Source organism: Humiphilus diazotrophicus (assembly GCF_059726315.1).
Genome location: NZ_AP040871.1, coordinates 743,746 through 763,456 on the forward strand (window position 1 = coordinate 743,746; position 19,711 = coordinate 763,456).

Genomic DNA, 19,711 nt, shown 5'->3' on the forward strand with positions numbered 1-19,711 from the left:
GGGGTGCATAGATGCTTCAATAGAACGCTCCTGAACCCGAAATTTCAGGGCGTCCCATTCGATTCGCACTTTTTGAGAATCTTTGAGTTTCTACATTTTTTGGCGGAGATATGGCAGAAGAAATGGGGAAACCCACATTAGCTCAAAGAAAAATCGGCATAGGGAGAGCGGTTTCCCTCTCTCCCCTGCCACACCACCCTGCATGCGGGTCCGAAGCAAAAGTAGAACACCCTAAAATCAGGTTTCCAGCTATCAACTGCTCTAGATCGATCTGAAACAACTCCCGCTGTGGCTGCTTCGATTCCTATTTGGGCCGCATCATTTTCCCCAGAAAGTGCTTCGATTCGAACGCCTTCTGGGAAGTTTTAGACCACCTATTCCCTCTTTTCATCTCGTTTTATGCGGCTTTTATAGGTTTTTCAGCGACGACTAACTTATGCGCGGGCCAAAATTGAATTCGGCAACACGTGGCCCCATCCGTTTAAGACCTGCCGGTGCGTCGAACTTATCCATCATGAGTTCTATCAAGGTAAAGCGCTCGCAAGTCTTTGTTTGTTGTAAGGCGTTGTCTAGTTCTCCGAGTGTATGCACCGTAAAGGACTGGGCTGTGGAGTCGGAAGAGAAGACTCCTGGAAGCGCACCATAGTTCCAGTTATGGATGTCGTTGTAGATGGCTTCGGGACCATGGATCATACGCTCAATCGTGTATCCTGCATTGTTAATCACGAATACGATTGGCTTGAGCTTTTGCCGAAACATCGTTGAGATCTCTTGTGCCGTCATTTGGAGTGACCCATCTCCAATGAAGAGGATGTGTCTGCGTGCCGGTTGGGCGAGCATGGATCCAAGCATTGCCGGAAGCGTATATCCGATGGAGGCCCAAAGCGTCTGGCTAATAAAGGTCGAGTTAGCAGGCAAGCGGATTCCACCGATTCCAGCAGAGGCAGTGCCGCTCTCTGCCAGAACTACGTCTCCAGGGCAAAGAAACTGCTCGATATGTGGCCAGAAATTTGCGTGGCTCAGAGGTGTTTCAGGGGCAGCGCGTTCCGTCTGTGTGCGGTTTATTGCTGAACTAGACGAGTGGGCAATCTGCTTTGCGTTGCTGCCACTGAACTGTTTGACAAGCTGTTGCAATGCATCGGTTGCGAGAACACCCTCGAAGGTTTGTCCCTCAATGGAGACTGAAAAGGGATCAATTGCCACCATGTTAGCTTCGAGAATGTTATGCGACTGAATGCAGGTAGTAATGTCGAAGAAGCGCACACCAATGGCCAATAGGCAGTCGGATTGCTCAATCGTTTCTCTTGCCTCAGGAGCGGAGGCCTGTCCTGCGTAGATGCCGCGGTAGAGCGGGTGTTGCTCATCGAAGATGGTTCGTCCGCTGGCCAGAGCGGCAAAGGGAATTCCCAGAGATTGTCCAAGTTTGCAGACAAAAGGACGTAGCCCAAATCGATGGGCATCGCCATCTACCAGGATTGCCGGTCGCTTAGCCTCTTCGAGTTTCTTGGCGATTCGGTCGACAACTCTTTCCAGTTGTATCTTGTCGGAGCTTAGTGTGGTCCAAGAGATCGGGGCTGTTGGAGCATCGACCTCAAGATTGACGATGTCACATGGAATTTGTAGATACACTGGACGCTTTTCCCGTAAAGCTGTGCACAGGAGGCGATCTATCTCTGCCGCAGCGTTTGCCGGAGTAATACGTGCTTGTGCAGCCGTGAATTGAGACATGCAATTCATTACGTCTTCGAGATTTCCAGTGCCGGACGTGTGGTGCAGAATCATGCGCTGCCGTATGGCATATAGCGGCGGGAGTCCGCTGATGCAAATTACCGGAACGTGTTCACCAAACGAACCCGCAATTCCGTTTAGGGCACTCAGGTCTCCAACTCCATAGGTGAGTACAAGAGCTGAGGCGCCCTTCATGCGGGCGTAGCCATCCGCCGCGTAAGCAGCGTTCAGTTCATTGCAATTACCCACCCAGCGGAGGCTATCGCCCTTCGTCAATTGCTCAAGCAGCCCCAGGTTGAAATCTCCTGGTACACCAAAAAGGGTGTCGATGCCACACTCTTGCAGCCGACTGAGAAGATAGTCGCCAATTGTAGTCCGAGTTGTTGAGATCATACCTATACGATAAGACGAATTTGGCTGCAATGGATTGCAAAGATTGCATTTGCCCCCTAAATCTAAGCAATAAATGTTTGCTTTCAGCGTCGAAGGCGAAAGATCATTTCATCTTGGGGGTGACCCCAAAACCGACGAAGGATGTTGTGCCTGCAAGGTTGTAGTGAGTCGGCTAGAACAAAATGCGTGTTCCGAATTGAAACTGGCGTGCTGGGTCACTATTTGAGATTCCTGCTGACGGGAGCATGAAGCTGCTGCTTGGCGTGGATCCATTGCCATAGGTGGTTGTCAATTTCACATAATTGCAGTGATTGAATAGGTTCGATATCTCGGCACGGCTTTCCAGCCTCACGCGCTCCCAGAAGCGAAATGTCTTGGTGACGGCGAAGTCTGTCTGTGCCTGTTTGGGGCCACGGAAGGAGTTCCGCGAAAATCCGAAGGCTCGATCGGAAAGAATGCCATCACCATCGTTGTCCACTCCACTTAAAGGATTCACTGGAAGTCCACTCGCGGCTACTGTTGTGCCAGCAACTCGGAATCCTGCCGGCAAGTTCAAGATGCCTGTTGCTACAAAGCGATGTCGTTGGAAGTAATCGGAAGGACCATTCTCTCCGCTCTTAACATTCCATACGCTTGGAGTTCCCGTTGAGTTGCCCCCGGTGAAAAAGACATTTGTGATGTTAGAGCTGTACAGATATGCACCCTGGAACTGAAAAGTTTTGCCAAAGTGACGCGATAGCTGTATCTCGCCCGAGGTGTTGCGTGAATTTCCAACATTATCGACCTGCTCAACATTTGCTACGGCGATCCGGGTTCCATCATTTCGCGTATAGGACAGCGAAGGCCTGGTGGCGTTTGCAGCTATTGCCGATCGTGTCTGTCCAGGCGCAGTTCGTAGGAAAGGGGTTGGTGCATTCAGGTTATCGAGCAGCAGTTGATGTCTGGAAGCCATAAAGACTGCATCGATTTGCAGTGCCCAACCCATCGGGAGCTTTTGCTCAATGCCTATTGAAGTTTCCATTGTGTAGGGATTTTTGAGATGGGGATTCAGCAGCATAATATCGCGACGGTCAGCTGCTCCTCCTACTACCGGTGGAACCGGGTACGATGGATTTGAAACGGTATAACTTGCTACAGCTGAGTTGGGGCCAAGATTCAAACTGTTGCGTTGTAATTGCCCATAGATTTGATCATAGAAGAGACCTGCTCCTACACGGACAATGGTATTGCCTTTTCCAAAAATGTCCCAGGTAAGGCCCAGTCGTGGCTGTAGATTTGCGATACCGGAGCTGTTGGATTGGTAATCGTAACGGATCCCAATGTTCGCTTTGAGCCGATCCGTTGCTTTCAATTCATCTTCGGCGAATGCCGAGACAAGATCCTGCTTGTACTTGAGTATCTGTGATCCAATGGTTTGTGTATATCTTAGTGGTCGCTGATTTGGCGTTGGAGGCCCGGCTGCAAAGGTGTAGGTACCGAAAGGTGTGCTAATGAAATTGTGGGCAGTGTATTGATGAATGTAGTCTCCACCGAAGGTCAGAGAATGAGGTCCGAAGACCTTTGAGATTGTTTCAGCTACCTGCCAAGTCTGTGCCCTCAGATGCTCGGTTGCTGATCCCCCGGAAGTAGAGTAACTTGGGCGGACTATCTGGATGCTTGGGGCAAAGGGCGTATACCAGAGTGGAAGAGAATTCGAGTAGGAGAGCCGGACGTCGTTTAGCCAACTTCCGAACATTGATCTTTGCGTGATCTGTCCGGCAACGCTTTGTTGAATTTCCGTCCGGCCTGCGCTTGTTTGAACGAATCCTCCTACAACATCGTTCAAATTGTTGCTTTTCAAAAAATCGCCGTTCAACCGTAGTGTTGTGAACTCTTTCTCATTCCATTTCCTATCCAGGCGTAACAGCCCCATGTAGAAATTCTGAACTCCGGTAAAGAATCCCGGTGTTGGCGACTGGATGAAAGCTCCCCGTTCCTGATGTTGTTCCTCATAAGATGCGAGGTAGTATGTTTTGCCGCGTTGGATTGGGCCTCCAACTGTGGAGCCCCATTGCTCTTTGGCGTTCGGAACACGGAAGGAGGAAACCGGTGGTGCTGCCTGGATTCCCGAGGGCCTGACAAATCCGAAAACCTCTCCATGAATCTGATCGGTGCCAGATTTCGTGGAAAGAAGGATGACACCCCCGCTTGACCGCCCATATTGAGCCAGGTACTGATTGCTCAGCAGCTTGAATTCTCCTACTGCGGAGATAGAGATATTTTGTTGCGGACCGTTCGAAAGGATGAAGTCTGAATCGGTGCTGCCATCCAATTCATATTGAGTGAAACGGAATGATTGATTGTTGATGGTCAGACGCGTTGAGCTTCTGCCGTCCGAGCCGGAACCGACCGTGTTTCTAGCGCGAGGATCGACCATAGCAAATTGCGCAAGATTGCGATTCGTGCTGGGCAGTCGGCTCAGTGCTGTCGGATCCAAAGTTCGTGCTATTACCGGCGTGGTATCCAGATCGGGGGAGTTAGCAAATACGGTAATGGTCTGTTGCAGCGGGTCAACTTGCATCGTTATAACCAGCAGCTGTTCTCCAGAGACGATATTTCCCTGCGTTACTTGATTCATGCCAAGAGCTGTTGCGCGCAACTTGTAAGGGGTTCCTGCCGTTATTCCATGAAAGGTAAAAGACCCGTCGTTCTGGCTGGTGGTTTCGGCGCTCTTTCCTGTCTGATCGATGAGTACCACCTTCCCTCCAGTAATTAGAGCCCCGGAGGCATCTTGCAGAAGACCGCGAATCTCCGAAAAATCCTGGCTCCGAGCGGCTATCTTTTGTTTTTGTGCCGACGCCGCAGGGAATGCGATGAGTAGGCTAAGTCCAGCAGTGCATGCAGAGGTAAGGGCAAAAGACCTCAATGAAAACATAGATTACCTTTCTATTTGCTTACCCGGGCTTTGCCGGGTTTAAGTACCATCGGGATGTTTGGGCGATAGCCCGCATATTTGGCACTGCAGTTGTGATGAATTGCTTCCAGCCCTTCGAAATGTCGAAAGAAGGGAAACGCACACGCAGCAGTTTTGCCTGGGGTAACTACATAGAAGCGACTACTCAATGCCCCGAGGTGTTAAGAGCCTGATATCAGCTCTACCGCAAGTTGTTTTTCGGCTCTCACCGCCCGCTTTCTCCAGGCGAGCATCCTGCGGATGACCAAAGAGAATCCACTCCAAACGAGGACCAGAGTTGCAATTGTCGCGATCATAGCGACCAACTGTCCTGGAATACCGAATACCTCGCCTGTATGCAGATAGCGAGCATACAGGCGCCACTGCCGTCCTCGCGGCTGGTTCTCAAAAGGCTCCCAGCGTACTAACTTCGTATCTTTTAGACTGAGAACTAATTGAGCTCTTTGCTGGGGCCTTCCTCCGAATCCTTCGTCGATCGTAAAAGATGCATTCTTATCCTTTTCTCCTGGCAGTCTCAATTGAAGACTGTACCAGCGTGGATCCTGGGACTTTGCTCTCATGATTGGTGGATCGAGAACGGCTAGATTTTGAATTGTGCCTCGTATGCTTGGCCGTTCTTGCGTCTTGGGTACTGGAGTCCCTGCCAGGTGATAAAGCAGATCATTCGCCCATCGGTAAGCCATAATAGAACCGGTCGTTGAAATGATAAGCAAGGGGACTGCCAGCCAGAAGCCGGTAATGTTGTGGAGATTCCACTCTCTAGCCCGACCTCGAAGATTTCTGCGAAAGATCAGTGCAGATTTAATATTTGCTGCACGATACTGACGAGGAATCCAGAGCACGATCCCGCTGAGCAGCAAGAAACAAAAGCCGAGATTGGTAACATTCTTTGCGGCCCGCAAACCCTCGTGTTGACCGCGGCTTAAGGCCACCCATCGATGCAGATCGCGCACCGAATTGAAGAATACTTGCAGGCGGCTTGCTCCTTTGCCCAGCAGCTTTCCCGTGCATGAGTCAAGGAGAAAGATCGTGTTGCTTTGTGTCGTTATTCTTGCTGGTATGTGAGGATCGGAGAAGAGCTGGACTTCAAGAATGTTCTCCCCGCTTTGTTGTCGAACTGCTTCGAGTAATGCGGATGGAACGACACAACTCGATCCACTTATGGGTACGTTTGGTTGTATTCGGTTTTCCGCAAGACGAATGATCTGAGACTGGAATGCAATGATACAGCCGGTAGCGGCCATAAAGGCGACACCTAGGCCGAATACAAGCCCCACAAATAGATGTGTCCAAAATAAAAGGCGGCGTACGCCCATGCTCTTGTCTCCAGTAGACGGAGACCACGGTGAGATTCCGGAAGGGAACTCTCCAGTCGTCATCGTCGATCTCTAAAATCACTAAGGCGCTTCGCCAAAAGATCTCCCTAGCGATCCGGTACTACAAACCCAGACTAATTTGGTCGGGTATTAAAATCAAGTGCAGATTTATGTGCAAAGACGAATTTATTGAGGCTTTACACCTGAACTTGAGTCTGAATCCATCGGGAAATCTAAAACAAAAGAGAATGACCTTATGTTTTATAACTCTGCCCACATACGCAGTAGATTGTGATATATCCCAGTCAATTGAATTGCCGATGGGTGCATAGGAGCTTCTGCGCTGATACGTTGCGTTGCTGCGTCCAGATCGAAAAGAAGCGTGCGTTTGCCGTCATCGCGGATCATGCTTTGCATCCAAAAGAAGGAACAGACTCTGGAACCTTTGGTCACAGGTTTTACATGATGGAGACTTGTCGAGGGATATAAGACCATGTGTCCCGGTGGGAGTTTCACGGAATGTACTCCATAAGTATCCTCTATGACTAGTTCGCCTCCTTCGTATTCTTCCGGAGCGCTGAAGAAGAGTGTTGCCGATAAATCGGTTCGAATACGATGCGGTGTTCCGGATACCTGTCGAATGGCATTATCGACGTGTGTACCGAATGATTGGCCTCCCTGGTATTGGTTGAATAATGGAGGAAAGACTTTCAGGGGCAGTGCTGCTGAAACGAATAGCGGGTTCTGCCCAAGAGCAGTCAGAATCATTTCTCCCAATTCATGCGCTACGGGATGATTTTCGGGAATCTGTTGATTATCCTTATTGCGGGCAGACTGATGCCCCGCTGTTGCTTTGCCATCGATCCATTCGGCATTACTGAGTTTTCTTTTGGCTTCACTAATTTGTTCAGCCGTCAGTACATCTGGGATTGTCAAAAGCATGCGTTCAATCCTTGAGGTGCTCACAAGATGCAGTTTTATGAATAAAGAAAAGCTATGGTAATTCGGCTCAGAAGACTTACTGCTGTCCGGTGCGAAATATGTCAAATCTAAAAGGTAAATTTCATTCCCATTAATGCCGAAGCTCCAGGTCCTGGGACCAAGTGATTCGGGTGTGGCTGATCGATATAGAAGCGATTTGTCAGGTTATAGGCATTTGCCTGTAGCGATATTTTTTCTGTCACCTTATAGCCGAGCATGGCATTGAAGACCCAGTATCCCGAGATATGTTTATTTAGTACAGAAGGATCGGTTGTATAGGTTGTTGTTGCGTAGCGAGTATCCGCGAAGTTTGTTCCGGCCCCAAACTCGAAACCTCTCGGAAGACGATATTCGGTCCAAAAATTAAAAAGATTTGCGGGAACATTTGCTAGGGAATGTCCAATCGCTAAAGGATAGGCAAGGGAATTTGCCACTTCACTCTTAAGATGGGTGAAGCTTGAAAGAACCTCCCAGGCTGGTGTGATATGTCCTTGGATGAGAAGTTCTCCGCCTGTAACCCTTTGCTTACCGGCGTTGACAGTCAGAGTGGAATCGATTGTCGAGGTTTCTCTAGCGTTGTTTTTTGTCGTGCGGTAGATTGAGCCACGTAAAGTCAATTTGCCATTATTCAGGTTCCACTTACTGCCGATTTCATAGCTTTCATTTTCCTCAGGAGGAGTACTAGATTGACTTGCACTCAAGGAGAGAGCTTCGGCAGAAGGATTAAATGAAGTTCCGTAGTCAAAATAGATACTTCCATAACCTGCGGGTTTGAAGACAAGAGCTGCTCGATAAGTCGGTTTCGAAATATCTTGCTTTACTGCAATGGTTGTGCCCGTGGAGGATGTGTACTGGTGGGAGCTTGCATCGAAGTGATCCCAGCGAATTCCGCCCGTCACCTCCCACATTCGATTTAACTCAATAGAGTCAAGTCCGTGGACAGCTGCGCTAAAGGAGGTGACGTGTGTAACGGTGTTTATTCTGCCAGTGCCGCTGAAGGGTAGATTTTCATCTGGATTCAGCAGGTTCGCTAAAGGCACACCTGTAAAGCTATAGCGGGTCGGATTCGATGTCTCACGTCCTCCTTCTGCTCCGGCATCAATGGTGTGCTTCATCCCCAGGATACTTTCACGAACGATGAAGTCCATCTGATCCCATAATAGACCCTCGTTACTCTTGACACCGATTTGGTTGCGATACACCTTTACTGCTGCCAAAGGGGTAGTGGGAGTTATTATTCCGGCATTGGCGTTGTTGGTTTGAGGCTCGGTAATCTGTGCATCTCGATAGTTGTTGGCATAGCGGACTTGGTTTCGCAACAGCATGGCTGTGCCCCAGTCATGCTCCGCAGTCACCGTGCCCATGTTAATGCTGGTTTTGAGAGAATTACCGTCACGAAATCCGTAGTAGTTGTGGCGAGCTACCGGCGCCGGTCCGCTAAAATACCAAGGCAAACCATAGTCGGGGATGTCATTTTCACCAAAATAAAAGTAGCTTGCGGTGAGCCGGGTGGCGGTATTCATCCCAATCGATAGACTTGGAGCAAATCCGTCTCGCTTGTTATTGACGACATCACGCTCTGCCACATCGGAATTGTGAGCCATAATGTTCAGCCGCAAAGCAGAACCGCTCAAGAAATCAGGCAGGGGTTGATTGATATCCGCGGTAAAACGACGGGTGAGATCTGTTCCGAAGTCACCCTTGAGTTCGATGTGCGGCGAGGGCCGAGGCTGTTTGGATTCCTGGTTAATGACACCACCAGTCGAGCCGCGGCCAAAATTGATCCCAGCGGGACCTTCCAGAACGTCCACTTGCTCATAGTTGAAGGAGTCGCGATAGTAGCTGCCGAAGTCGCGAATGCCATCCAGAAAAATATCGTTTCGCGCCGTAAATCCTCGGATTGTCAGGTTATCGCCTTGAGAACCACCTTCTCCCGCTGCCAAGCTAATTCCGGGAGCGTTCCTCAGCGTGTCCCGGAGAGTGGTCACGCCCTGTTCTGCGAGAATCTCTTTGGGCAGAGTTGTAATAGATAACGGAGTGTCGAGCAATGGAGTAGGCAGGGATGAAAGACCGAGATTAGCTGTATATTCGTGGACTTCGACAATCTGAGAATTTGCGATTTGAATCACGACCTCTGAGCCGCGGACTTGGGCTGAGAGTCCGGTACCGTCCAGGATCTGTTGTAGGGCTTGCTTCTCTGTCAATAGCCCTGAAGCCCCTTTGCTGCGAAATCCCGGCAGCGTACTAGAGGGAATTGTGTAGCGAATTGTTGATGCGGTGATCTGTGCAAAGCGCTCTAGTGTATCGACAAGAGGCGCTTCTGGGAAATCGTATCGGCGTAAAGAAAGCTGTTGGTGACCTTGGCCTTCATTTTTCGCCCGGGACTCGGCTGGTGTTTGTTGAGCATACAGATGGCCAGACTCGCCGGTGGTAATTGCGGCATAAGCCGCTATTGTACTGATTGCTAACCAAGCCCTTCGTCTTCTTGTGTTCTTATGCTTCTTGCTCATTGTTGTCCTCGGGGATCAGGCGCAGCATGTCACGTGCTGCTGAATATTGAAACGCTGTTCTCTTTCTGGAAGAGGTGTTACAAAATACGATCTCTCCAAGATGCAATTCAGTTGCAAATAAAAGACGATATTAGATATGAATCGGAATGCTTTCCACTGGCACTCAACTACAGCTATTCAAACGAAGGCTCAAATACGATCACAATGATCGTATATTGAAAGTTTGATTTGGAGTCAATCCTGAAGAAAAAAAGTGTTGCATCAAGTTGCAATTAGGTTGCAAGAAGAAATTTTTAGTACCCGTTCCAAGTGTAAAAAGACCGTCGCTCACTAAGCTGTCGAGTTTCTGTCTACAAATAGCTGCCAGTTGCAATATTGATCGCGAGCATCCAGTCAGGACTGAATTACCCCAACGGATCAGCAAAAATACGTTGGGGTAGAAGCCGATCAAACTAATCTTTCAGCATTTCGCTAGATGTCAATTGGTGAACCTGCTCGAATTCCGATTCAAAGGATCGAATAATCCGTCAATTGCTTTGTCTTTGGTCATGAGAACCGTTAATTGTTCAACGGCATCGCGCAGCATGGTAGCTGTCTGTATAAAGGCTTCAGGCGCAAGATTGATGGTGATTGGGCCGATGTTGAGATGAACTGAATTGCATTCGCAAAGTCGAACTTTTCCAAGCCCGGGGCGATCCGCCAATATCATGTTTGTTTCAGACATAAATTCCTCAGAAGTGCTCGTTGTAAGTATGGAAGAGTCCTGTGGGTATGGAGGATTCCCTCTCCGACGTTGTGGCGGATGCATTAAGAAATATCCTCGCCCAATCGCCATGTTGAGAACCAGGTTCCACGTCTTGCGTAATACTCAGAGATTTGTGACTTGTTGAATTCGAAAGTAACGTGTTCCGAGCCGGCAGCTGCTCTTTACACAGATCATAATGAAATAGCAATTTTTGCTTTTCATATAGTTGTGCACCGAACTCAGAAATTCGATGCTTCCGTAGTTTTCTCTGTTGGCCAGGAGGATAGTTTCTTTTCTGAAGCGCTCCAGAATTGCCTGGTTCAGGCAATTCCCGTGAACGCTGGATCTTAAACTTCGTTCGTCCGCTCATACAGACTCCTTGCATAGGAAGACTGTTGAGGTGCCGTGATGCACTTCTCAGCCTTCTACGCCGATCTCAGAGATTGCCGTGACGCTTCGCCAAAAGACTTCACTGCAATCAGGTCGCAATAGTGCTTTGAAAAATATACCACCGTGTTGATTTCAAATGCAACTCGATTGCATATAGAATTGATCTTGAGATTGCCCCTGCAAACGGGGATTGTAGAAAGCACCCGCTGAAGTACGATTTGCCTTGAATGTCTTTCAATATCCGAAGCTTGTGAGAGGTGAAAATTAAATTTCGAGATTAGTTGCTATAGGGCTTCGGAGAATTAAAAACCCCTGCGGCAGTCTTTTTTGGCGAAGCGCCGCAAGGGTCTTGAGATCGACAACCCTAAGGCTGACGACTATCACTCAGTATAGAAGAGATTCGTCAACGGCGGAAACTAGAAAAGCTGGCTGGAATGAACAGTCCAAGTTCCTTGTGGGTAGAAGTGGCTTTTTGTCTCGTTCATTCTGGTCTCCCATATATCTCGAAGCAAATCGTTCATCTCCCAGAACGTGGCAGGCTGAAGTTTAGGATCCATTATTTGTACTTTAGCTATGGGGCATATGTTTATGAGCTATACTTTCGAGGCTTGCCAGTCTTTCACAGGCAACAAGCCGCTTGTGGTAGGCTGTGCCTTCACGTTATATTGAATTTTGATCAAGGATCGGCAAGGTCCCTGATCTGGTTCAGACAATGCGGAGTCTTTTGGCGAAGCACCGCACGTTCTGAAGAGATCGACTCGAGGAAATTCGACACATTCCAAATGTGACGATTCCTCATACTTGAGGGAGATGGACGATGATTTCAACTTAGCTTCCTTCATATCTTTGCTACCGTAACTGTTCCTTCTAGGAATACGCGCCTACCTGCGCTTTTCCTGATCCCGCTAAAGGAGCAGTTCCTACCGCGTATATGCCAGATGATCACTGGATCTAGATGATATGGAAGGAAAATCTATGTACTTACGCCGACTTACGGCGAATTTTGCCGGAAGCACTTTTTGTATTGGTTTATTTTCCGCATTTCTCCTCGCTGTGACAAACTGCTACGGCTGGACAGGGAACAAAGAGCCTGCTCTTGCAAGTGAGGAATCAGCGAAAGTTGATGATTCACCGGCTTCCTGCAGCAGTACACCCAAAGAGCCGCTACGAAAGCTTGTTGGAGTTGTAACCGATCAGGCTGGTGCACGCATCGCACGTGCACAACTGACCCTCACCTGCGGAGACTTTTACGTTGCGGCAACTTCTGATACCGATGGAGCTTATTCTTTTGCGGTACCTGCCGGGTCTTATCGACTTCATGTTGAGGCGCCAGACTTCGCAAGCATTAGTCAAAATATAACTGTAGAGAATTTGGATTCCGGGACTGAGCTAAATCCGATACTCTCTGTCGGGCAGCTCAGGAGTACCATCACTGTCACATCTGGCAATGCGTATGCTGTAACGGAGAGTACTGGTGGTACAAAGACCGAACTCCCTATGTCTGAAGTGCCGCAGGCGATATCAGTTGTCAATCGGCAGCTGCTGGATTCTCAAGATGCGGTGAAGCTGGACGATGCGTTGAAGAACGTCGCTGGTGTTGTGCCAGGCGGTTATTATGACGGCTGGGATTATTACCGCATCCGTGGCTTTGACGCTTCATTTAATACCTATATTGACGGATTACGTGGCGGTAACGGCCTGATGGAGGAGACGTGGGGGCTGGAGTCGGTCGAGGTCCTGAAAGGGCCCTCTTCGGCGCTTTATGGACAGAGTGTTCTCGGCGGACTGGTTAACATAGTTACCCGCAAGCCAGTGCCGGATGCTTTTACCAAACTGCAGGTGACAACAGGTTCTTTTTCTTTCATCGATCCTTCAATCGATATTGGGGGATCTCTGAATTCCTCCCGTACTGTATATGGACGCCTTGCCGCACTTTATCATTCAGCGGATTCGTACGTAGATTACGTATACCGGCACCGTTACTACCTCGCTCCATCACTTACGTTACGTCCCAGCCCCTCAACTTCGCTTACTTTGATTGGTCGGATACAGCGCGATAACGGGCGGCAGGGAATGCCACTTCCGGCAATGGGTACTGTGCTTCCAAACATCAATGGCCCAATTCCGATTCACACCTTCAATGGCGAGCTCGAGGCAAATGCCAATAAGCTTAGTCAGGCCAACCAGCAGTTTGGTTTTCAATTTCAGCAGAAAATCAATGACTATGTCTCGTTGCGGCAGAATGCCCGCTTTGCGTGGTATCAGCAGGATTGGAGCCGCATATACTATCCTTCATTTCTTTCCAGCGATCAACGTACACTCTATCGCTATCCTCTAGACTGGCATGGCCCATGGGAGACACATGAAGTAGATACGAGTATCGATGGGAAGGGAAGATTTTGGAACATGGAACATCATGTTTTACTTGGCGTAGACTTCTTTCGCAATCCCTCCACTTCACGCGGCTACTCGATTGACTTTTCTGATATGGCTCAATATGAGCCATTGGATCTATACGCTCCGGTGTATGGTGCAAATCCCGTTCGCCCACTATCGCTTTACACCAGTAGTAATACGGTGACCCAGTACACTGGTATCTATCTGCAGGATCATATTCGCTTGCCTCGACATTTCACTGTAACGGCAGGCGGACGAGTGGACTTTTCGAAAAACGAGAGCAGAGGATTGCCAAATCAGAATGCAACGGGCCTGCCCCCCCGTATCGGTGTTACCTGGCAAGCCAGTCAGTCGGCATCACTCTATGGGAGTTTTAGCAAATCCTTTATGCCGCAATCGGGGCAAGTCTTCGATGGTTCGACAACTGGTACCTATCTTTCTCCGGAGCGCGGGCAACAGTGGGAAATCGGCGCGAAGAGTGCTGTTTGGGAAGGGCGCATTTCGACGACGCTTGCTCTTTTCCAACTTAATCGTAAGAATGTGGCCACGACTGACCCTGCGCATCCGAACTTTTACCTGATGACGGGAGAACAGCGTAGCCGGGGAATTGAGTTCGAAGCAACATTGCATCCGTTAGCCGGATGGAATCTGACAACAGCGTATTCCTATATAGACGCCAAGGTTACACGCGATGCTGCACTGGCTAGCGGTACTCCGACTCTCAATGCGCCAAAACATATTTTTAATATGTGGACGACATACGAGATTCCACGTGGATTTGCACATGGATTTGGAATAGGGATAGGAGGACGGCACTATAGCGACCAGTCAGGTGATCTGGCAGACACGTTCCAACTTCCTGGCTACGGGATTGTTGATGCTTCGGCCTCTTATCGTCGTGGTCCGGCACGTTGGCAGATCAATGTGAGCAATCTAGCCGATAAGCGTTATTTTGGCGGCTCCTATAATAATCTGTATGTCAAACCAGGAGAACCGCGTGTTGTTCGCGGTACTGTCTCCTGGTCTTTCTAGTTTTATACAGTTGCATCTTTCTATGGGCCTTGTGCCGTTTGCCAGGCACAAGGCCCTACTATTTGTTGATTTCCACCACTCAATACCTTCCGGAGTACGTTCTTCTACGGAATTCACACGCGGGATGTTCAGAGATTAAAGGATCAGCATCTGTATCCATCGCGACAAAAGCTCAAAATGTTTTTAAATATTCAATCAATGCCTGTTTATCGCTATCACTTAGTCCTGGTTCGCCAGCGACAAAACCTGTGCCAAAATAGTGCCCTCTATTTACGATGTAGTCAGGGCATTTGCTTAAGGCAAGCAGGTCTGGAACCAGGTTTGCAAACTTTTTCTTAGCCTCTTCGTCATTTGCGTTTGCTGGCAGTGTTGCAAGGTCATACTTCATCTTTATTAAGAGCTTAAGCACTCTATCCTGATGTTTGAGCTTGTCTGTCCCACTCAGTCCTTCTCCCAGTAGGTCGAGGTTTGCTAACAGTCCGACCGGAGTGCCTTTAGGAATTGGACCGAGCATTACCTCCCCATCACCAAAAAACGCAGGGAACCACCGTTGGCCTTTGCTCAGCAGCGGCCGGAGATAATCGGGAAGAAAACCTATCGGAACCCGTAGATAGCTCGTTTGTGTCGTTCTGTCGATCATCCCGGGGACTTTGTTCCCTAGTACAGGATCTTTATCGCGCTTCTCTGGCCATAGCATCTTTTCGATGGAGTCCTCAAACGAACCCATGCGTGCGTCGACAGAGGGGCTCGGATCGAATTTCCCAACACTGTTATTAAGTAGGAAAGGTGCGGTAGACCAGAGGCTGATAAGAGAAGGTGGACGTGTGTAGCCTCGGCCGCCGGCAGGCATAACGTAACTGCGAGGATCTCCACTAAAGGGATCGTAAACAGTAATCTCTCCCACGGAGGGAAGGTTTTTATAGCTCTCGGAGGAGAAGTTGTCCCAGATATTTCCAGCAATTGCATTCGTTGCAAGCGGGCTGCAGGCGTTAGTCTGCAAAAGGGTCACCGGTACACGCTGATCTGTAGAGAGATAGTTGTTCTCTAGAAAATCCTTTTGATGGACAATAGCCCGCATTTGGGATTTGAAATCTTCTGTCTTGGTCCACTCCCAATACTTGTTCCAACAGCTCATGTAGTCTTTCCCTGCGCAGCCATTGGGATCGAGCCCCGGAGCAGGAACTGGAATTTTGCTGGAGTGGCATCTTGCGCAAGTCTCCGCAAAAACAGTTTTGCCTCTCTCCAGCTTTGTCTGATCTTTTGTAAGATATCTTTCGCCTCCAGGGGCGTCCTTTAATAAATGCGGGGCAGTGCTCTTCAGGAAGAAGAGTGCCATATCTGGTGTTTGCTGTTCGGTAGCCTCCCAATATGCCGAGTTCTTATTTGCAACAGCGATCTCTATGGGAGTGATTGTTTTTCCACCTAGCAAGGGGCGGAAGTGCAGTAACCATTCCTCGCTGAACAGGCCGATATTCAAGTAGACACGGTTGAGCGCTCCAAGAACACCGACGGAATCAGATCCATCCTTTAATACACGTGGAGTTAACACGGTATTGGGTGGTTGGAAAAACTGGGTCAGAGGTCCGGCATGAATATAATCGTTGAGCTGCTTGTTGTTCAGCTCGCCTCCGCCAAGTGTTTCTTTGCCCCAGCGTAGTGCTGTTTGCATACGTGCCGGCAATGAGTAAACCGCGTTCATGGATCGCGGATTATTGATGTTGTCAGAGGATATTAGAGAAGTATCGAGGGTGCCGGGCCTTGATGTATGGAAAAGCTGGAGGGGAAAGCTGCTCATGTCTGGCTTCCAGGCCAAAATCCGATCAACCCAGAAATACTGTGCACCAACATTTGAGCTAAGATTCTCCCACTTTGGGTTTTCCGGATCGGCAGGCGGTTTCACTGGATTGGGACCCACATGGCAGAAACCGCATGACATTCCAACTCGATAAGGCCGAATCAGCTTTTTGTCGTTGTAATAGGAAGGATCAGTGTAATAGCGCTTAGGATCCCATTTCTTCGCGGCTGCTTCGTCAAAATCAGGATTGGGGAAAAGACGCAGCCCAACGATTCCGCTGGCGTATCCATAGTAGGATCCAGCTGGGATATTTTTGCCACGGGCTCCTACATGTACACCTGGATATTTGCTCTCGTTTTCGAAGGGATCGGACGAGCATGATGGATCCCGTGCGTCAAGCCAAAGGCCATATCTGTCAGGATTGGGCCCGGTAGCCTGCCGGAAGCAGGGTTCATTCACCAGACCTAGGTAGTTCCAACGATTCGAACGAGAACCAGGCATTCCAGGGTAGGAAGAAATTGTCTTTAGTAGATCAAGTGTTCCCACGCTAGTTACAGTCAAGGTATCCCACATTTTGTCGTTGCCGCCGGTCCATACGATCCACATGTTGCGGCCTTTAATCTCATCCGAACTTAGTGGGATCGCGCTGTCCATGTCGTGAAAATAGTCTTCATCGGCGGCTGGAAAGCTGGAAGCAGCTCTGCCCACAAGACGGGCCTCGTCCTGCACTTCGCCTGGTTGAGGGCTGCGGTGACAACTAGTTGTCACCATGATTAAGATCAAGCCGAAGAATACAATGCACCTGCGGCGAAGACCTGTCATGGGCGTCTGCTCCCGATTGGTTTTGACTTGCTACTGTCGTGCCCGAACCTGATACATGAAGCCGGAATATCGATACTTCTAGAATGATTGACTTCCCCTGACGGCATTGGAGTGGCGGGGAAGGAGAACACGAATTTCCTGGCGTAGACCCATCCACGCCGATTTGAACCGTGCCATTCTGTCACAAGATATACAAAATGCGTAACAGAATTTTTCTTGCCGCATTTTTGTTCTCCCTTTTAGGCTCGTGATCGATGCGGCGATCTAGTGCTGGGAGATGTTGCAAAAGCAGCTTCATACTGACTAGCGTCGTCCCGGTCCATTTGATCTCATCGATATTTTGCTTGGCTGGACTTACCCTGCATCAACTTTGCATGTAGATTCGGAGAGAATATTGCTTTTGTCATAGATGCTGCGGAGGATACGCGGTGCACCGAGTGCTTTAGTTTATTCGAAGATCTCGCTATTAGTTGTAGCCTTAATCTCCGTAGCCCTTCGTGGGGTGGTCAATCTATCGAATGAGTTGTTTAGGAGATCCTGTTTTCATGCCCACTTCCAGATTGAATCAGAAAGAATATGAGTATATTGTTGTCGGCTCGGGTGCTGGAGGAGGGACGGTTGCTGCTCGATTAGCCGAAGCAGGGCATAAAGTGCTATTGCTCGAAGCTGGAGGTGATCCTAAACGACTCTCTGGCGACGATCCGTGCCAGCCTGAAATAAACCGGCTGCCTGCTGACTATGATGTTCCCTGTTTCCATCCCTTTGCCTCCGAGAATGAAGCCCTGAAATGGGATTTTTTTGTTCGCCATTACGGTTGTGATCGTCTTCAACAGAATGATCCTAAATATCGCAAGGAATGGAACGGATGGACGGTGGACGGGGTTTTCTATCCTCGCGCTGGAACTCTCGGTGGCTGTACCGCACATAATGCCATGATCTTGATTTACCCCCACGATGCAGATTGGGATGAAATTGCGCATCTCGTAGGGGACCGGAGCTGGAATTCCGGCAACATGCGCAGATATTTTCAGCGCCTGGAGAATTGCCATCATCGTCCCGTACATCGTTGGCTGTCCAAGCTTGGAATCAATCCTACGCGACATGGTTTCAGTGGTTGGCTAGATACTGAAAAAGCGATTCCTATGATTTCGCTCGGCAATGTCGATCTCTTAACAACGATTCTCAAGTCTACCGTCGCGGCTATCGGTGATATCGGACATATTGAAGAACGAGCACGTTGGCTGGCTGAAGGAATGCTTGATCCTAATGATTGGAGAACCGTTCGGGAGAATTCCTTTGGAATACGCTACCTGCCTATGACTACACGCAATCACGCTCGTGTCGGTTCCAGAGAACGCCTCTTGGATATCGCAAACAGATATCCGGACCGATTACAAATCGAGCTGGATGCTTTGGCCTCACGCGTCTTACTGGATGAGGACAATCGTGCCATAGGGGTACAGTACCTGAAGGGGGAGAGGTTATATCGAGCGCATTTCCGGCCTAGCGGGCATTCGGGGCAACTTCGAGAGGCCTTTGCCTCACGCGAGGTGATATTGGCAGGCGGGGCATTTAATACGCCTCAATTGTTGATGCTTTCCGGGATCGGCGGGCGGAGCAAGCTCGAGGCCCATGGAATCGAAGTTAAGGTGGACCTTCCAGGCGTCGGTATGAATCTTCAAGATCGCTACGAGGTCGGAGTTGTTAATCGCATGAACTTTGATCAGTGGCATATCTTTAGGGACGCGAAATTCAGTGTCAATGATCCCCAATTTCGGGACTGGGCTAAGGATAAAAAGGGACCATATATTACGAACGGAGCAGTCCTTTCAATGTTCAAGCGGTCTGCACCTGAAAGGGCTTTACCTGATCTGTTCTGCGTTGCCTTTCTCGGTCGCTTTGAAGGCTATTTCCCTGGATACTCGGCTCTCTTCGCCAGAAATTTGAATTACCTTACGTGGGCCGTTCTCAAGGCACATACAAACAACCGTGCCGGTGAGGTTACTCTACGTTCAAGGGATCCTCGAGATATGCCGCAGATAAACTTCCACTACTTTGAGGAAGGTACGGAAGATGCGAATGAGGATCTTGATTCGGTTGTAGATGGAATTCAATTTGTTCGTAAACTGACGCAACCCCTTATTCAAGAAGGCTTGATTGCCGAAGAGGAGCTGCCAGGGAAAAGCGTACAAAGCCGGGAGGAATTGAGGGAGTTTGTTCGTGCAAATGCCTGGGGACATCATGCATCCTGCAGTTGCGCCATCGGTCCTCGAGAGCAGAATGGAGTCCTGGACAGCAATTTCCGTGTATATGGGACGAAAGGTCTCCGGGTTGTGGATGCTTCCGTTTTTCCACGAATTCCGGGATTCTTTATCGCCAGTTCTGTTTACATGATCGGAGAGAAGGCTGCAGAAGTAATTCTTCGTGATACAAAAAGAAATTCTCTCTAGATGAAAATTCGACGGTCTTTTTGTCTTATGGATGGGATAACTGATCAGGAAAAGACGCCTATCTTTTTGTTGACAAACTTTTATTACGTGGTCATATTGGCTACGTTCGTAAGGGGCGCAACGACAGTAAGCTAGCGCGTTTTCTGCATGCGTAGGCTTGCCCACGATAGAAAACTGCAACTTTCTTTTGCAGTGAGCT

Annotated in this window: 10 protein-coding genes; 2 read left to right on the forward strand and 8 right to left on the reverse strand. The window is 49.1% G+C overall.

What is annotated here, in order from left to right; all coding sequences use genetic code 11:
- Window positions 1-429: 429 nt before the first annotated feature.
- The 7 genes from AC6I7T_RS32805 to AC6I7T_RS32835 all read right to left on the reverse strand — a co-directional run bounded on the left by AC6I7T_RS32805 (window position 430) and on the right by AC6I7T_RS32835 (window position 11,011).
- Window positions 430-2,121 carry an alpha-keto acid decarboxylase family protein gene (locus AC6I7T_RS32805; protein ID WP_497794926.1) on the reverse strand — a complete coding sequence of 564 codons (1,692 nt, stop codon included), beginning with the start codon at window positions 2,119-2,121 and terminating at the stop codon, window positions 430-432.
- 172 nt (window positions 2,122-2,293) lie between these two features.
- Window positions 2,294-5,035: a TonB-dependent receptor gene (locus AC6I7T_RS32810; protein ID WP_497794928.1), complete on the reverse strand. Its 2,742-nt coding sequence runs from the start codon at window positions 5,033-5,035 to the stop codon at window positions 2,294-2,296.
- 200 nt (window positions 5,036-5,235) lie between these two features.
- Window positions 5,236-6,453, reverse strand: a complete 1,218-nt coding sequence (locus AC6I7T_RS32815; protein WP_497794930.1) for a PepSY-associated TM helix domain-containing protein — start codon at window positions 6,451-6,453, stop codon at window positions 5,236-5,238.
- Window positions 6,454-6,651: 198 nt separating this feature from the next.
- Window positions 6,652-7,332 (reverse strand): Fe2+-dependent dioxygenase, encoded by a 681-nt coding sequence (locus tag AC6I7T_RS32820; RefSeq protein ID WP_497794932.1) that lies wholly within the window; start codon window positions 7,330-7,332, stop codon window positions 6,652-6,654.
- Between the two features lie 107 nt (window positions 7,333-7,439).
- Window positions 7,440-9,881, reverse strand: coding sequence for a TonB-dependent siderophore receptor (locus AC6I7T_RS32825; protein ID WP_497794934.1), 2,442 nt, complete (start codon window positions 9,879-9,881; stop codon window positions 7,440-7,442).
- 478 nt (window positions 9,882-10,359) lie between these two features.
- Window positions 10,360-10,605, reverse strand: coding sequence for a hypothetical protein (locus AC6I7T_RS32830; protein WP_497794936.1), 246 nt, complete (start codon window positions 10,603-10,605; stop codon window positions 10,360-10,362).
- 7 nt (window positions 10,606-10,612) lie between these two features.
- Window positions 10,613-11,011: a hypothetical protein gene (locus AC6I7T_RS32835; protein ID WP_497794937.1), complete on the reverse strand. Its 399-nt coding sequence runs from the start codon at window positions 11,009-11,011 to the stop codon at window positions 10,613-10,615.
- Window positions 11,012-11,991: 980 nt separating this feature from the next.
- Here AC6I7T_RS32835 and AC6I7T_RS32840 point away from each other — a divergent pair.
- A complete protein-coding gene (locus AC6I7T_RS32840; RefSeq protein ID WP_497794939.1) occupies window positions 11,992-14,445 on the forward strand; it encodes a TonB-dependent siderophore receptor in 2,454 nt (817 codons plus the stop codon).
- 172 nt (window positions 14,446-14,617) lie between these two features.
- Here the strand turns inward: AC6I7T_RS32840 and AC6I7T_RS32845 are convergent, their stop codons facing one another.
- The gene (locus AC6I7T_RS32845) at window positions 14,618-17,062 is read right to left on the reverse strand and encodes a hypothetical protein (protein WP_497794940.1); all 2,445 of its coding nucleotides are present in this window, start codon (window positions 17,060-17,062) and stop codon (window positions 14,618-14,620) included.
- Between the two features lie 545 nt (window positions 17,063-17,607).
- Between AC6I7T_RS32845 and AC6I7T_RS32850 the strand changes: the two genes are divergently transcribed.
- Window positions 17,608-19,512: a GMC family oxidoreductase gene (locus AC6I7T_RS32850; RefSeq protein ID WP_497794942.1), complete on the forward strand. Its 1,905-nt coding sequence runs from the start codon at window positions 17,608-17,610 to the stop codon at window positions 19,510-19,512.
- Window positions 19,513-19,711: the final 199 nt, after the last annotated feature.

Excerpts from the sequence above, each read along its gene's own strand:
- AC6I7T_RS32805 (WP_497794926.1), bottom strand. The coding sequence starts at position 2,121 with ATGATCTCAACAACTCGGACTACAATTGGCGACTATCTTCTCAGTCGG.
- AC6I7T_RS32810 (WP_497794928.1), bottom strand. The coding sequence starts at position 5,035 with ATGTTTTCATTGAGGTCTTTTGCCCTTACCTCTGCATGCACTGCTGGA.
- AC6I7T_RS32815 (WP_497794930.1), bottom strand. The coding sequence starts at position 6,453 with ATGACGACTGGAGAGTTCCCTTCCGGAATCTCACCGTGGTCTCCGTCT.
- AC6I7T_RS32820 (WP_497794932.1), bottom strand. The coding sequence starts at position 7,332 with ATGCTTTTGACAATCCCAGATGTACTGACGGCTGAACAAATTAGTGAA.
- AC6I7T_RS32825 (WP_497794934.1), bottom strand. The coding sequence starts at position 9,881 with ATGAGCAAGAAGCATAAGAACACAAGAAGACGAAGGGCTTGGTTAGCA.
- AC6I7T_RS32830 (WP_497794936.1), bottom strand. The coding sequence starts at position 10,605 with ATGTCTGAAACAAACATGATATTGGCGGATCGCCCCGGGCTTGGAAAA.
- AC6I7T_RS32835 (WP_497794937.1), bottom strand. The coding sequence starts at position 11,011 with ATGCAAGGAGTCTGTATGAGCGGACGAACGAAGTTTAAGATCCAGCGT.
- AC6I7T_RS32840 (WP_497794939.1), top strand. The coding sequence starts at position 11,992 with ATGTACTTACGCCGACTTACGGCGAATTTTGCCGGAAGCACTTTTTGT.
- AC6I7T_RS32845 (WP_497794940.1), bottom strand. The coding sequence starts at position 17,062 with ATGACAGGTCTTCGCCGCAGGTGCATTGTATTCTTCGGCTTGATCTTA.
- AC6I7T_RS32850 (WP_497794942.1), top strand. The coding sequence starts at position 17,608 with ATGCCCACTTCCAGATTGAATCAGAAAGAATATGAGTATATTGTTGTC.